The organism is Polyangium sp. y55x31 (assembly GCF_029946505.1).
Taxonomy (GTDB): domain Bacteria; phylum Myxococcota_A; class Polyangia; order Polyangiales; family Polyangiaceae; genus Polyangium.
Genome location: NZ_JARZHG010000002.1, coordinates 670,611 through 684,332, shown reverse-complemented (window position 1 = coordinate 684,332; position 13,722 = coordinate 670,611). Strand labels below are relative to the sequence as shown.

Below are 13,722 nucleotides of genomic sequence, written 5' to 3'. Positions count from 1 at the left end.
ACCTCCTGGGTTGCTTGGACCCGACCGAGCCTCGACGGCGCCTCTCCGTCGGGGCTCTTTTTTTGTCTTCAAACCCGCCCTCGCTTGACCCCTCTCGCCGTGCATGGCATGGCGCCGTTCCTTCCAACGAACGCCCATGCAAGTCACCGTCGAAAAGCTCTCCCCGGTCCTCGTCGAGCTCAAGGTCGAGATTCCTGCCGAGCAGGTTCGCACCGAGGTGGACAAGGCCTACGCCAACCTCCAGCGCTCCGCCCGCGTGAGGGGCTTCCGCCAAGGCAAGGCGCCGCGCCACGTGCTCGCCCACCTCTACTCGGGCAGCATCCATGCGGACGTCGCTCGCCGGCTGGTCGACACCACGCTCAATCGAGCCCTCGCCTCGCAGCAGGTGCAGCCCCTCTCGCAGCCCGACATCGCCCCCGTCGAGCTCCGCCCCGAGGAGTCGTTCTCCTACAAGGCGCGCTTCGAGGTCCGTCCCGACATCGCCGAGGTGAAGTGGGAGGGCTTCGAGGTCAGCCGCCCGAAGACCGAGGTCTCGGCCGACATGATCGACGCCGAGGTCGCGCGCCTTCGCCGCGAGCATGCGACGCTCTCGACGCCCGAGCCCGAGCGTCCTGCGAAGGCCGGCGACGTCGTGCGCATCGCCTTCACCCTCGACGTCGACGGCAAGTCGCGTGAGGACAAGCCGCAGGAGATCGAGACCGAGATCGGCAGCGGCCAGGTCTTCAAGGAGATCGAGGACGTGCTCACCGGCATGAACGTCGGCGAGAGCAAGGACGCCACGGTCCAGTTCTCCGAGCGCCACACGAACGAGTCGCTCCGCGGCAAGACGGGCACGTTCCACGTCACGCTGAAGGAGGTCCGCGAGCGGAACTTCCCCGAGGTCGACGACGAGTTCGCGAAGGACGTGGGCCACGAGAACCTCGAGGCCATGCGCGCCGCGCTCTCGGCGAAGATCGAGAAGGAGCTCAAGCAGAAGGCGACCGACTCCGTCGCGGAGAAGCTCGTCTTCGAGCTCTGCAAGGCGAACCCGATCCCGGTGCCGCCTTCGCTCGTCGAGCAGCAGGCGCAGCTCACGGAGCGCGAGCTCGTCACGGCGGCGCGCCGTCAGGGTCAGCGCCTCGAGATGACGCCCGAGCTTCGCGCGCGCGTGCATGCCGACGCGGAGACGAAGGTCCGTGCGGGCCTGCTCATGGCCGAGATCGCGAAGGCGAAGACCGTGCAGGTCACGCCGCAGGACATCGAGAAGGGCTACGAGGAGCTCGCCGAGCAGACCGGCAAGAACGTCGCCAAGGTCAAGGCCGAGTACCGCGATCCGAAGAAGCAGGAGATGCTGATCGGCATGATCCTGGAAGACAAGATCCTCGATCTCATCGAGGCCGCCGCGAAGATCACGGAAGCCTGAGAGCTTCGCACACGATCTGCGGCATCACGAGCGGGCGTGCTGGTGTCACCAGCACGCCCGTTTTCGTCTTCACGTCGCCGAGAGTCTCTCCAGGCTTTCGAGCCTCTCCCACCACGAACGAAATTCCCTCGCGGAAGCGCGAAAACGGCTCACGCTCGGCCGCCGCATTTCTTCACACCGACCCCACGGTTCGGGCTTGCGAACGGCAGGCTTCTGGCTCACGACTAGGGCCTCCCGGCACCCTTTTGCCGAACCACAGCGGAGCCCTGGATGATCCGACGAGTCGAGACACGTAAGCAGGCGATGGAGTTTCTCGAGCGGGACCACGATGCGGTGGAACGCGACCGGGCGTCGGGCCTCACCACGCTCCGGGAGCAGGGGTATGTGCTGCCGACGGTCACCGAGGTGACCCACCGCGGCGAGCGCGAGTGGAACATCTTCAGCCGTCTGCTCAAGGACCGGATTGTCTTCATCGGGACCGAGATCGACGACTTCGTGGCGAACGCCGTCATCGCGCAGTTCCTCTTCCTCGAGAGCGAAGATCCCGACAAGGACATCCAGGTCTACATCAACAGCCCTGGTGGCATCGTGACGAGCGGCCTCGCGATGTACGACACGATGCAGTACGTCCGTTGCCCGGTCTCGACGATGTGCATCGGCCAGGCTGCGTCGATGGGCGCGGTGCTGCTCGCGGCGGGCCACAAGGGCCGCCGTTACGCGCTGCCGCATGCGCGCATGATGATCCATCAGCCTCTCGGCGGCGCGCGCGGCCAGGCGACGGACATCGAGATCCAGGCGCGTGAGATCAAGAAGATGAAAGAGACCTTGATCGACATCCTCGCCGACGCGACGAGCAAGAATCGCGAGGAGCTCGCCAAGGACATCGAGCGCGACTTCTATCTGAGCGCGCCGCAGGCCAAGGAGTACGGCCTGATCGACGAGGTCCTGCCGAAGCGCATCAAGGGCTCGCCCCAGGCCCTGTGAAGCAGGATTTGACGCCCGCCCGCGAAGGGCGGGCGCTCGGCTGGGAGCACGCGGCCCGGGCTGTTTTCGGGCCGCGTGGATGGGAACGCGCCCTGGACGAAACCAATCCGTCCGTACGCGTCGTCTTGTGCCGCGGATGGCACTTGCGGTCAGATGAATGCGCCACGAGGTGCATGAAATGCACGCCTCGCGCCGCCCGTAGCCGTAGGGACGGGCGGCGACCGAGCGCGCGAAGCACGAGCGTTAACTTGCGGGTCACAGGGTAGGGGACTAGAATCCGCTCACGGCGATACGCTGGAAAAACGCGGATTTTCAGCATCGTTTTCGTCGTCGAGCGCGCCTCGGTGAACGCCGCTGCGGACACCGGGCATGCTCGAAGGAAAAGGGCCCGAGGCGTCAAGGCGCTGGGGCCACGGCGAGGCGAGAGAGGCGAGAGGCGAAGTGGAGCGAAGGCGGGACGATCACTCGAACGGCAATCTGAGCTGCTCCTTCTGCGGCAAATCGCAGAAGGAGGTGAAGAAGCTCATCGCTGGGCCGACGGTGTACATCTGCGACGAGTGCATCGGGCTCTGCAACGACATCATTGCCGAGGAGGTCGAGAAGGACGAGCCGTACGCCGGCTCTGCCCCGATCCCCAAGCCGGCTGACATCAAGGCCATCCTCGACGAGTACGTGGTCGGGCAGCACCGAGCGAAGAAGGTTCTCTCGGTCGCGGTGCACAACCACTACAAGCGCATCGACAGCCGGGTGCACTCGGACGACGTCGAACTGCAGAAGTCGAACATCCTTTTGCTCGGCCCGACCGGCTCCGGCAAGACGCTGCTCGCGCAGACGCTCGCGAAGATCATCAACGTGCCCTTCGCGATCGCTGACGCCACGACGTTGACCGAGGCGGGCTACGTCGGTGAGGACGTCGAGAACATCATCGTCCAGCTCCTCCAGAACGCCGATCACGACGTCGAGCGCGCGCAGCGCGGCATCGTCTACATCGACGAGATCGACAAGATCAGCCGGAAGAGCGACAACCCGAGCATCACGCGCGACGTCTCGGGCGAGGGCGTGCAGCAGGCGCTCCTGAAGATCATCGAGGGCACGATCGCGAACGTGCCTCCGAAGGGCGGCCGCAAGCACCCGCAGCAGGATTTCCTGCAGGTGGACACGACGAACATCCTGTTCATCTGCGGCGGCGCCTTCGTCGGGCTCGATCAGATCATCCAGCGCCGCGTCGGGCAGAACACGCTCGGGTTTGGCGCCGAGATCAGGTCGAAGAAGGAGTTCAAGCTCGGCGACCTGCTCTCGCAGGTCCAGCCCGAGGATCTCCTCAAGTTCGGCCTGATCCCGGAGTTCATCGGCCGTTTGCCCATCATCGCGACGCTGCACGAGCTGAACGAGGACGCGCTGATCGACATCCTCACGAAGCCGAAGAACAGCCTCGTGAAGCAGTACCAGAAGCTGCTCGAGATGGACGGCGTGAAGCTCAAGTTCACGAAGGGCGCGCTCACCGCGGTCGCGCGGCAGGCGCTCGATCGCAACAGCGGCGCGCGTGGCCTGCGGGCCATCCTCGAAGCGGCGATGCTCGACATCATGTACGACGTCCCCTCACGCGCGGGCGTGAAGGAGGTCGTCGTCAGCGAGGATGTCATCCTCAAGCACGAAGCCCCGCTGATCGTTTACCAGAAAGAAGCGGAGCTCGCTTAGCGCCGGGGGAGGACGTCCTCCCCCACTCCATTTCCCTCTTCCTCGCGTCGCCTCGCTCATCTTCACGAGCGAGCGATCACCCGTAGGCCCGTTTGCCCCGGCCGCGCGCCGGGGCGAGAAAGACGTCGGATGTTCTTCAAGAACGACAGCGATCGCGGCAAGTCCGCCCCGGAGCGCGGGGTCGCACCCCTCCTGCCGCTCAGGGACATCATCGTCTTTCCTTATATGGTCTCCCAGCTCTTCGTCGGCCGTGAGCGCTCGATCGCCGCGCTCGACGAGGCGATGAACCGGGGCAAGGAGATCTTCCTCGCGGCGCAACGCAACGCCAAGACGAACGACCCGACGGCGGACGACATCTTCGCCGTCGGCTCCGTCGGCGTGATCATGCAGCTCCTCCGCCTGCCCGACGGGACGGTGAAGGTGCTTATCGAGGGCAAGCGTCGGGCGAAGATCAAGAAGTTCGTCCAGTCGGACGCCTTCTTCCTCGTCGAGTACGAGGAGATCCCCGAGAAGGCCGCGTCGAGCGTCGAGGTCGAGGCGCTCATGCGAAGCGTGCAGAGCACCTTCGAGGTCTACGTAAAGCTCAACAAGAAGATCCAGCCCGAGGTCCTGATGGCCGTGCAGGCCATCGACGACGCCTCGCGGCTCGCCGACGCCATCGTCGCGAACCTGCCGACCATCAAGCTCGCCGATCGCCAGAGCCTGCTCGAGACGGACGATCCGAAGCAGCGGCTCGAGCGCCTCATCGAGCTGATGCAGGCCGAGATCGAGATCCTTCAGGTAGAGAAGAAGATCCGCTCCCGCGTCAAGAAGCAGATGGAGAAGACGCAGAAGGAGTACTACCTGAACGAGCAGATGCAGGCCATCCAGAAGGAGCTGGGCGGCGGCGAGCGCGACGAGTTCAAGAACGAGATCCAAGAGATCGAAGAAGCTTTGAAGACCAAGCGGATGAGCAAAGAGGCCACCGCGAAGGTCAAGAAAGAGCTGAAGAAGCTCAAGATGATGCACCCGACGAGCGCGGAAGCGACCGTCGTGCGCAACTACATCGACTGGATCCTCGACCTGCCCTGGTACGAGAAGAGCGAGGAGCGCTTCGACCTCGCGGAGGCGGAGAAGATCCTCGACGAGGACCATTACGGGCTGCGCAAGATCAAGGAGCGCATCCTCGAGTACCTCGCGGTCCAGGCGCTCACGAAGAAGCTCAAGGGCCCGGTGCTCTGCTTCGTCGGTCCTCCCGGCGTCGGCAAGACGAGCCTCGCGAAGAGCATCGCGCGCGCCACGGGGCGCAGGTTCGTCCGCCTCTCGCTCGGCGGCGTCCGCGACGAGGCCGAGATTCGCGGCCATCGCCGCACGTACATCGGCGCGCTGCCGGGCAAGCTCATCCAGAGCCTCAAGAAGGCCGGGACGAACAACCCCGTCTTCCTGCTCGACGAGGTCGACAAGATGTCGACCGACTTCCGCGGCGACCCTGCGGCGGCGCTGCTCGAGGTCCTCGATCCCGAGCAGAACCACGCGTTCAACGATCACTACCTCGACCTCGATTACGACCTCTCCGACGTGATGTTCATCACGACGGCAAACACCCTCGGCGGCATCCCGGTACCGCTGCAGGACCGCATGGAGATCATCCAGCTCTCCGGCTACACCGAGTTCGAGAAGCTCAACATCTCGCTGAAGTACCTCGTGCCGCGCCAGCGCAAGGAGTGCGGGCTCGAGGACGTGAACATGAACTTCAGCGAGGGCGCGGTCCGGACGATCATCCACCACTACACGAAGGAGAGCGGCGTGCGCTCTCTCGAGCGCGAGATTGCGAGCGTCTGCCGCAAGGTCGCGCGCAAGGTGGTGAACGAGGGGAAGGACAAACCCATCGAGATCAGCGCGAAGAGCATCCCGAAGTTCCTCGGCGTGCCCAAGTACCGGCTCGGCCGGCGCGCCGAGAAGGACGAGGTCGGCCTCGTGAACGGCCTCGCGGTGACCAGCGTCGGCGGCGATCTCCTGCCCGCCGAGGCCGTGGTCCTGCCGGGCAAGGGCAAGCTCGTGGTGACGGGCCTGATCGAGAAGGGCATGGAGGAGAGCGCACAGGCCGCGATGAGCTACGTGCGCTCGCACCTCGAGCGGCTCGGGCTGTCGAGCGACGCGTACCAGAAGGCGGACGTGCACGTGCACTTCCCCGACTTCGTGCGCAAGGACGGGCCGAGCGCGGGCGTCACGATGGTGACGGCCGTGTGCAGCGCGCTCATGAAGGTCCCCGTTCGTCAGGACCTCGCGATGACGGGTGAGGTCACGCTGCGGGGCCGCGTGCTCGCGATCGGCGGGCTCAAGGAGAAACTGCTCGCGGCGCACCGGAGCGGCATCTCGACCGTCGTCCTGCCCAAGGAGAACCGCAAGGATCTGCGCGACGTCCCGCGCCGCGTGCTGCGTGCCTTGCGGCTCGTGCTCGTCGAGCACGTCGACGACGTCCTGCGCGAGGCGCTCATCGTGAAGGACCCCGAGGCGACGTTCGGCCCGCCGCACGCCCGCCTGGAGTACCGCGACGGCGAGCTCGTCACGCCGAACGGCTCGCCCGCTCCGTCCATGCCGTCGCTCCCGGCCGATTCGCCGGCCGAACAGCCTGGCGCCTAGGCCAGGTCGCAGCCCTCCTCGTTTCCTCGCATCTCCCTGCTGGCAAGGATCGCGGCGGCGCGCTAGTCGCTCGCCGCCATGATCCGACGAGCCCTCATCTCGGTCTACGACAAGGCGGGACTCCTTCCGTTCGCGCGCGCGCTCGCGGCGCGGGGCGTGGAGATCCTCTCGACCGGCGGCACGCTCAAAGCGCTCGCAGACGCGGGGCTAGCCGTCACCAGCGTGGAGTCCTTCACGGGCTCGCCCGAGGTGATGGGCGGGCGCGTGAAGACGCTCCACCCGCGCGTGCACGGCGGCATCCTCATGCGCGGCGACATCGACCAGGCCGACCTCGAGCGCCTCGGCGGCGCCCCGATCGACCTCGTCGCCGTGAACCTCTATCCCTTCACGCAGACCGTCGCGAAGCCGGGCGCGTTGCTCGCCGAGGTGATCGAGCAGATCGACATCGGCGGGCCCGCGATGGTGCGCAGCGCCGCGAAGAACCACGATCGCGTCGCCGTCGTGTGTGATCCGGCCGATTACGAGGCCGTGCTCGCCGAGCTCGAGGCGAGCGGCGAGGTGTCGGCCGCGACGCGGCGCAAGCTCGCGGCGAAGGCGTTCGCGCACACGGCCGCGTACGACGGCGCGGTGTCGGCGTACCTGTCGTCGCTCGGCGATCCGGATCCGGCCGAGGAGAAGGCGCCTCCGAAGCGCGAGGCGTATCCGCGGTATCTGACGCTCACGTTCGAACGCGCGTACGGCCTTCGGTACGGCGAGAACCCGCATCAATCGGGCGCGTTCTACCGCGAGCGCAGCGCGCCCGAGGGCTCGCTCTCGCTCGCCGACTCGCTCGGCGCCGGCGGCAAGGAGCTCTCGTTCAACAACCTCGTCGACGTCGATGCCGCGCTCGAAGCGGTGCGTGAGCACGAGCGGCCCGCGGCCGTCGTGGTGAAGCACGCGAACCCCTCGGGCGTGGCCGTGGCCGATTCGATCGAGCGTGCTTATCGGCTCGCGCGCGACGCCGACGCCCTCAGCGCGTTCGGTGGGATCGTCGCGCTGAACCGGCCCGTCGATCGCGCGACGGCCGAGGCGCTCGCCGAGACGTTCCTCGAGTGCGTCGTGGCGCCTTCGTTCGCGGACGACGCGCTCCCGGTCCTTCGCGCGAAAAAGAACCTGCGCCTCCTCGCCACGCGCGTGCTCCTGCCGGCCGAGCTCGACGAGCTCACCTGGAAGCGCGTGGGCGGCGGCCTCGTCGTGCAGGGGCGCGACGCGACTGCGCGTGGTGAGGTCGAGAAGGCGCGGGTCGTCTCGAAGCGCGCGCCGACGCCCGAGGAGCTCGCTGCGCTCGACCTCGCGTGGAAGGTCTGCAAGCACGTGAAGTCGAACGCCATCGTGCTCGCCAAGGAGGGCCGCACGGTCGGCGTGGGCGCGGGGCAGATGTCGCGCGTCGAGAGCGTGCGCATCGCCTGCCGCAAGGCCGAGGCCGAGGCCCGCGGCGCCGTGCTCGCGTCGGACGCGTTTTTCCCGTTCCCGGACGGCGTCGAGCTCGCCCTCGAGCATGGCGTGACGGCCTTCGTGCAGCCGGGCGGGAGCGTGAAGGACGCCGACGTGATCGCGGCCGCGGACAAGGCCGGCGCTGCGATGATCTTCACGGGCGTCCGGCATTTCCGGCACTGATCGCGGCTTTTTTCTCCCTCGCCGCCGCCCCCGCGCCCCGCCAAACGCCCCGTCTCGACCCCTCGCGGCGTCCTTCCGCACCGCCGATGGATCCAGCCTCACGGATCTAGGCAAAAAAACGCACACAAAAAATTTGGCCACCCCGATCTAGCTGTGCTGTTGGTGGCTTACAGCGTCGCGGCGGGGCGCCGCGGCGAGCTTCAAGGAGCGTGGCGGTGGCCGGGATCAGGGAGTCGTGCAGCGTTTGCGGGTCGGAGTTCGACGTCCAGTTCCGCTACCAGATGGAGGAGCGGGACGGTGGGTTCTCGTTCTACTGCTCCCAGAAGTGCCTGGAGAAGAGCCAGCTCGGCGGCGAAGGGCAGGGCGACAAGCTCGCCACGTGTGACGCCTGCGCGAAGCGGTTCCAGCCCGAGCTCGCGTCCCAGGTGATGTACCTGAACGGACGTCGCACCTACGCGTGCTCGATGCCCTGCCGGACGCAGCTCCAGCGGGAAGCGAGCGGTGTCCGGCTCGGCGAGATCGCCGCCGAGGTCACGCCGCAGGCCGTCGCGCCTTCGCCGCCGCCGCAGTCCGTGCCGCGGACCGTGGCGCCACGCGCGGCAGGCCCGGCGAGCTCCGCGACGCCGACGAAGCGCGCGTCCTCGTCGACCTCGCCGGCCGTGGCCGTACCCGTGGTGCCGCAGGTCGCGAACAAGCGGACCACCCCGGCGGCGCAAGCCTCGCAGGCCGCACCCGCCGCGCCCGAGGCGCCGAAGGAGCAGGCCGCGGACGCGTCCGTGCCGCGTTACCTCGCCGTGTTCAACCACAAGGGCGGCACGGGCAAGACGACGACGGCCGTGAGCATCGCCGCAGGCCTCGCGTCGCGCGGCAAGAAGGTCCTGCTCGTCGACACGGACGCGCAGGGCAACGTGTCCGTCTCGCTCGGCGCGAACGTCGAGCGCTCGCTCTACCACGTCCTCGTGATGGGCCTTCGGGTCGCGGACGCGACGCGTGTCGTTCGTCCGAACCTGGACCTTTTGGGCTCCAACGAGACGCTGGCCGCCGCCGAGCTCTACCTCGCGGGCCGCCAAAACCGCGACCGTGTGCTCTGCGAGCGCCTGAGCGCCGCGGCCGCGGGTTACGACTACGTGGTGCTCGACTGCTCGCCGAGCCTGTCCTTGATGAACCAAAACGCGCTTGTCTTCGCCGACAGCGTGCTCGTGCCCGTCGCTTGCGACTACCTCTCGCTCGTCGGCGTGCGTCAGGTCATCAAGACCGTGAAGAACGTGAACTCGCTCCTGCATCACCCGGTGCAGATCTGGGGCGTGCTCCCCACGTTCTTCGATGCGCGCGCGAAGATCTGCCGCGAGGCCGTCACCACGCTGAAGCAACACTTCGGCGATCGGTGCCTGCCCCCGGTGCGCGCCGCCATCAAGGTGAAGGAAGCGCCGGCGCAGGGACAGACGATCTTCGAGTACGCCGCCGGCACGCCCGCCGCAGACGATTACGGCGTCGTCGTGGACCGCATCATCCAGAGCCGCGAGGGCGCGGCGAAGGGCGCGAAGGACACGAAGGACGCGAAGCCCGCGAGCCGCGCCGCAGCGACCGCTTAGGAGAGAGGACGATGAAGCACGAGGGCGAATTCTCTGAGGCCGCGCACGCGCTCCTCGATCGCGACGAGGTCGAAGGGGTCCTCTCCGGGGCGTTTTACACGCCCGCGGGGAAGCCGGCGCGCGCGCAGAAGCCCGCCGCGGAACGCCCGACGCATTACAAGGTCATCTGCATCTCGATGTACACGGACGACCTCGAGCGTCTGGACGAGATGGTCGAGGCCTTGAAGGCACGTGGTTTGACCAAGGCGAGCCGCAGCGCGCTCATCCGTCACGCGCTCGAGCAGGTTGATCTGGACAAGGTGCCGAAGGGCATCTGATCCGTCCGCGGCTCGGCGCTTGCACCGCGCCGGGGCGATGTCGAACGCGCCCATCAAGCCACCCCCGCAGGATCTCGGCGAGGTCCCTGCGACGCCAACGATCGACGAGCAGATGCCGCCGTCCGGCGTGCGGAAGATGCTCGACGCCTTCGAGGAGCGTGACCTCTCGCGCATCCGGTGGAGCTCCGTGCTCGCCGGGCTCTTCCTGGCGCTCGGCACGCTCGTGCTCCTCGGGCTGTTCGGGTTCGCGACCGGCGTGTCCGTCCTCGATCCGAGGGGCCGCACGTCGCTCGAGCGCCTCGGCGTGGGCATGGCCTTGTGGATGTCCTTCGCCTCGCTCGTCGCCCTCTTCGTGGGCAGCTACGCGGCGGCCAAGCTCGGCGGCGCGATTCGTCGCTGGGACGGCGCGCTCTCGGGCGTGCTCACCTGGGCCGTCTCGCTCGCGCTGCTCGTGTTCGTCGCGGGAAACGGGGCGCAGCCGTTCTGGGGCACGCAGGAGTTCGGGCAGCCGACGGGCTTCGAGCCGGCGTTCACGTTCGCCCAGCGGACGACCGAGCCGTTCGGCTCGACGTTCCGGATCGACCGGGGCGAGCTCGTCCGTGCCGCGTGGCTCACCTTCGCGGGCGCCGTGATCTCGCTGCTCGCGGCCACGTTCGGCGGGGCGCTCGGTGCTGTGGGTCGGCGTCGTGGCGGCGCGCTTCCTCCGGCGCCTCGGCCGCCTTCGGGGGATCAGATCCCGCTTTACTGATCCGTTGGTGGAGCAACCGAAGGACCGGCCTCTTCCAGGCTCGCCCAGAAGTCTTCGAGATCCGGCGGCAGCGGCGCCTCCACACGGAGCCTGCGCCCTTCTTCCGCCGGGTGATCGAGCTCCAGCACCGCCGCGTGCAGCGCGTGCCGATCGAGCTCGAGGAGCGATCGGTCCTCGTCCGTGAGCAGCCCGTCCGCGCCACGACCGAAGAGCTCGTCGTCCGGGCCGTACAGTTTGTCCCCGACGACCGGCGTCCCGCGCGACGCGAGGTGCACGCGGATCTGGTGCTGCCGTCCCGTCTCCAGCGTGCACCGCACGAGCGCGTAGAGTTTTCCGGTGGCGGGGTTTCTCCGCCTCCCGATCACGGCGCAACGCGTGGCCGAGGGCAAACCCTCGCCGGGCCGGGCGACGCGCATCTTCACGCCGTAGCGGCTCGTCGGATCGAGCTCGAGCGGCGCATCGACACGGAACGAGTCCTCGTCGTCCGCGCCCCAGGTGATCGCCAGGTACTCCTTGTGGACGCTGCGCTCCTCGGCGCCGGGCCGCGTGGCGCCGCGGGCGAACTGCCATTTCACGTGACGGTCCGCCTCGCTCGTCCGCGCGAGCAGAAGGACCCCGCTCGTCTCCCGGTCGAGGCGGTGCGAGAGCATGAGCCGCTCGCCGTCGCGGGCGTTCTCGAGCAGCTTCACCACCGTGCTCTGGTGGTAACGCGCCGTCGGATGCACGGGGATCCCCGCGGGTTTGTCCACCGCGAGCAGGTGCGCGTCCTCGTGCAGGATGCGCAGCGTGACGTCGGGCGCCTTCTCGTCCCAGGGCGGACGCCAGAGCAGGATGAGCTGCTCGGCTTGCACGCGGTCATTGCCTCGCAGGCGGCGCGCATCCGGGGCGTAGGCGCCGTGCTCGATGATTTTCTGGGCGCGGGTCCGGCTCGTCCGCTTGAGCTGCGATTGCACGAACCGGTCGAGCCGCATGCCCTTCGCCTCCGGGGGCACGCGCAGGATGGAGACGACGGACCCCTCGGGCACCTCGTCCGGGCGTACGACCTTGATCCCTCGCCCGAACGGGCCTTCCGTGGAGCCGAGCTCGCGCGCGCTGATGCGCGTCATGGTCGCCATCCTAGCCTGCCTGCCGCTCGGGGCTACCGCCCGCGTTCGTCGGTCGGCCTTCTGATGCACGCTCGCTCTACGTCGCGGCCGCGAGTCGTGCTACACCCGCCCGCGCATGGACATCCTCTTCGTCGCTTCCGAGATCGCGCCGATGGTGAAGGTCACCGGCCTCGCCGACGTCGTGGCGTCGCTCTCGAAGGCGCTCCGGCTCCTCGGGCACAAGGTCACCCTCGCGCTGCCGCGTTACCCTGGGATCGAAGCCTCCGGCGTGATGATCGCGCGCAGGCTGACCCCGCTCGTCCTGACCATCGGCGGCGAGCGCGTGGAGGTCACGGTCTTCGACGGGCGGCTCGGATCGGGCGTGGAGCTCGTGCTCTTCGACGTGCCGGGGCTCTTCAGCGAGGGCCCGTCGCGCATCGCCGACGAGGACGACGGGGATCTCGCCGCGGCGCGGAGGTACGGCGTGTTCGCGCTCTCCGTCGTCGAGCTCGTCCGCCAGCGCGCGCTCGCGGGCACCCCGTTCGAGGTCGTGCATGCGCACGACTGGCCGTCGGCGCTCGTCCCGTACCTCCTGCGTGATCGCGAGGGCGACGCGCGCCCGGCCGCGGTGCTCACGATCCACGACCTCGCGCGCCAGGGCCTCTTCCCGCGCGAGGCGCTCCGCGTCATCGGCCTTGGCGACGAGCACTTCCAGCCTTCGCTGCTCGAGTTTTACGGCAAGGTGAGCTTCCTCAAGGCGGGCCTGCTCGCCGCCGACGCCATCACCACGGTGTCGCCGACGTATGCCCGCGAGATCCTCACGCCCGATCAGGGCGAGCGCCTCGACGGCGTGCTCGCGGCGCGGGCGAAGGAGAACGAGATCGTCGGCATCGTGAACGGCATCGATTACGCCGTGTACAACCCGATGACCGATCCGGCGCTGCCTGCGCGGTACGACGCCGAGGACACGACGAACAAATCACGCTGCAAGAGCGCGCTCCTCGCCGAGCTCGGGCTCCCGATCGACATCGAGCGCCCGCTCGTGGTCTCCGTCGGCCGCATCTCCCCGCAGAAGGGCGGCGATCTGCTCGCCACCGCGCTGCCCAAGATCCTGAAGAGCGACGCGAGCGTCGTCGTGGCGGGCGGCGGGGATCGCGCGATCGTCACGAAGCTCGAAGCCGCCGTCGCCAAGGCGCCCGAGCGCGCGCGTTTCCTCGGCGAGGCCGCCGAGGCTCTCGTGCACCGCCTTTATGCCGCCGCGGACATCGTCCTCGTCCCGTCGCGGTACGAGCCCTGCGGCCTCGTGCAGCTCTACGCGCAGCGTTATGGCGCGCTCCCGGTCGGCTATCGGACGGGCGGCCTCCTCGACACGATCGTCGATTGCGACGCGGCGCTCGAGACGGGCACGGGGTTCTTGTACGACAAACCGACCTCGACGCACCTCGTCGGCGCGGTCCAGCGTGCCCTCGCCGCCATGACCTCGCCCCGGTGGCCGGCTCTGCGTCGCCGGGTGATGCGGCTCGACCTCGGCTGGGATCGACCGGCGCGCCGCTACGTGCACGTGTATCGCTCGGCTGTCGCGAAGCGCATGGCGTAGCTTTCGCCGAGAAGATGCGGC

General features: G+C 68.2%; 10 protein-coding genes. 9 read left to right on the top strand and 1 reads right to left on the bottom strand.

Annotated features, from left to right (window positions below):
* Positions 1 to 136: 136 nt before the first annotated feature.
* The 8 genes from tig to QHF84_RS05820 all read left to right on the top strand — a co-directional run bounded on the left by tig (position 137) and on the right by QHF84_RS05820 (position 11,019).
* Positions 137 to 1,402, top strand: a complete 1,266-nt coding sequence (gene tig, locus QHF84_RS05855; RefSeq protein ID WP_281312178.1) for a trigger factor — start codon at positions 137 to 139, stop codon at positions 1,400 to 1,402.
* 270 nt (positions 1,403 to 1,672) lie between these two features.
* Positions 1,673 to 2,386: an ATP-dependent Clp protease proteolytic subunit gene (locus tag QHF84_RS05850; RefSeq protein WP_281312177.1), complete on the top strand. Its 714-nt coding sequence runs from the start codon at positions 1,673 to 1,675 to the stop codon at positions 2,384 to 2,386.
* 441 nt (positions 2,387 to 2,827) lie between these two features.
* On the top strand, positions 2,828 to 4,084 hold the full coding sequence (clpX, locus tag QHF84_RS05845) for an ATP-dependent Clp protease ATP-binding subunit ClpX (protein WP_271924572.1): 1,257 nt from the start codon (positions 2,828 to 2,830) through the stop codon (positions 4,082 to 4,084).
* 129 nt (positions 4,085 to 4,213) lie between these two features.
* Positions 4,214 to 6,706, top strand: coding sequence for an endopeptidase La (gene lon, locus QHF84_RS05840; RefSeq protein WP_281312176.1), 2,493 nt, complete (start codon positions 4,214 to 4,216; stop codon positions 6,704 to 6,706).
* A gap of 78 nt (positions 6,707 to 6,784) precedes the next feature.
* Positions 6,785 to 8,362, top strand: coding sequence for a bifunctional phosphoribosylaminoimidazolecarboxamide formyltransferase/IMP cyclohydrolase (purH, locus tag QHF84_RS05835; RefSeq protein ID WP_281312175.1), 1,578 nt, complete (start codon positions 6,785 to 6,787; stop codon positions 8,360 to 8,362).
* Positions 8,363 to 8,577: 215 nt separating this feature from the next.
* Positions 8,578 to 9,954: a ParA family protein gene (locus tag QHF84_RS05830; protein ID WP_281312174.1), complete on the top strand. Its 1,377-nt coding sequence runs from the start codon at positions 8,578 to 8,580 to the stop codon at positions 9,952 to 9,954.
* An 11-nt stretch (positions 9,955 to 9,965) separates the two neighbouring features.
* Positions 9,966 to 10,271: a hypothetical protein gene (locus QHF84_RS05825; RefSeq protein WP_281312173.1), complete on the top strand. Its 306-nt coding sequence runs from the start codon at positions 9,966 to 9,968 to the stop codon at positions 10,269 to 10,271.
* A 37-nt stretch (positions 10,272 to 10,308) separates the two neighbouring features.
* Positions 10,309 to 11,019, top strand: coding sequence for a hypothetical protein (locus tag QHF84_RS05820; RefSeq protein ID WP_281312172.1), 711 nt, complete (start codon positions 10,309 to 10,311; stop codon positions 11,017 to 11,019).
* On the opposite strand, the gene QHF84_RS05815 is transcribed toward QHF84_RS05820, so the two are convergent.
* Positions 11,013 to 12,125: an RluA family pseudouridine synthase gene (locus tag QHF84_RS05815; RefSeq protein ID WP_281312171.1), complete on the bottom strand. Its 1,113-nt coding sequence runs from the start codon at positions 12,123 to 12,125 to the stop codon at positions 11,013 to 11,015. The genes QHF84_RS05820 and QHF84_RS05815 overlap by 7 nt on opposite strands.
* A gap of 115 nt (positions 12,126 to 12,240) precedes the next feature.
* Between QHF84_RS05815 and QHF84_RS05810 the strand changes: the two genes are divergently transcribed.
* Positions 12,241 to 13,701, top strand: coding sequence for a glycogen/starch synthase (locus QHF84_RS05810; protein ID WP_281312170.1), 1,461 nt, complete (start codon positions 12,241 to 12,243; stop codon positions 13,699 to 13,701).
* The last annotated feature ends 21 nt before the right edge of the window (positions 13,702 to 13,722 follow it).

Coding starts and splice junctions, on each gene's coding strand:
- purH (WP_281312175.1), top strand. CDS start 6,785: ATGATCCGACGAGCCCTCATCTCGGTCTACGACAAGGCGGGACTCCTT.
- QHF84_RS05825 (WP_281312173.1), top strand. CDS start 9,966: ATGAAGCACGAGGGCGAATTCTCTGAGGCCGCGCACGCGCTCCTCGAT.
- QHF84_RS05810 (WP_281312170.1), top strand. CDS start 12,241: ATGGACATCCTCTTCGTCGCTTCCGAGATCGCGCCGATGGTGAAGGTC.
- QHF84_RS05820 (WP_281312172.1), top strand. CDS start 10,309: ATGTCGAACGCGCCCATCAAGCCACCCCCGCAGGATCTCGGCGAGGTC.
- tig (WP_281312178.1), top strand. CDS start 137: ATGCAAGTCACCGTCGAAAAGCTCTCCCCGGTCCTCGTCGAGCTCAAG.
- lon (WP_281312176.1), top strand. CDS start 4,214: ATGTTCTTCAAGAACGACAGCGATCGCGGCAAGTCCGCCCCGGAGCGC.
- QHF84_RS05815 (WP_281312171.1), bottom strand. CDS start 12,125: ATGACGCGCATCAGCGCGCGCGAGCTCGGCTCCACGGAAGGCCCGTTC.
- QHF84_RS05850 (WP_281312177.1), top strand. CDS start 1,673: ATGATCCGACGAGTCGAGACACGTAAGCAGGCGATGGAGTTTCTCGAG.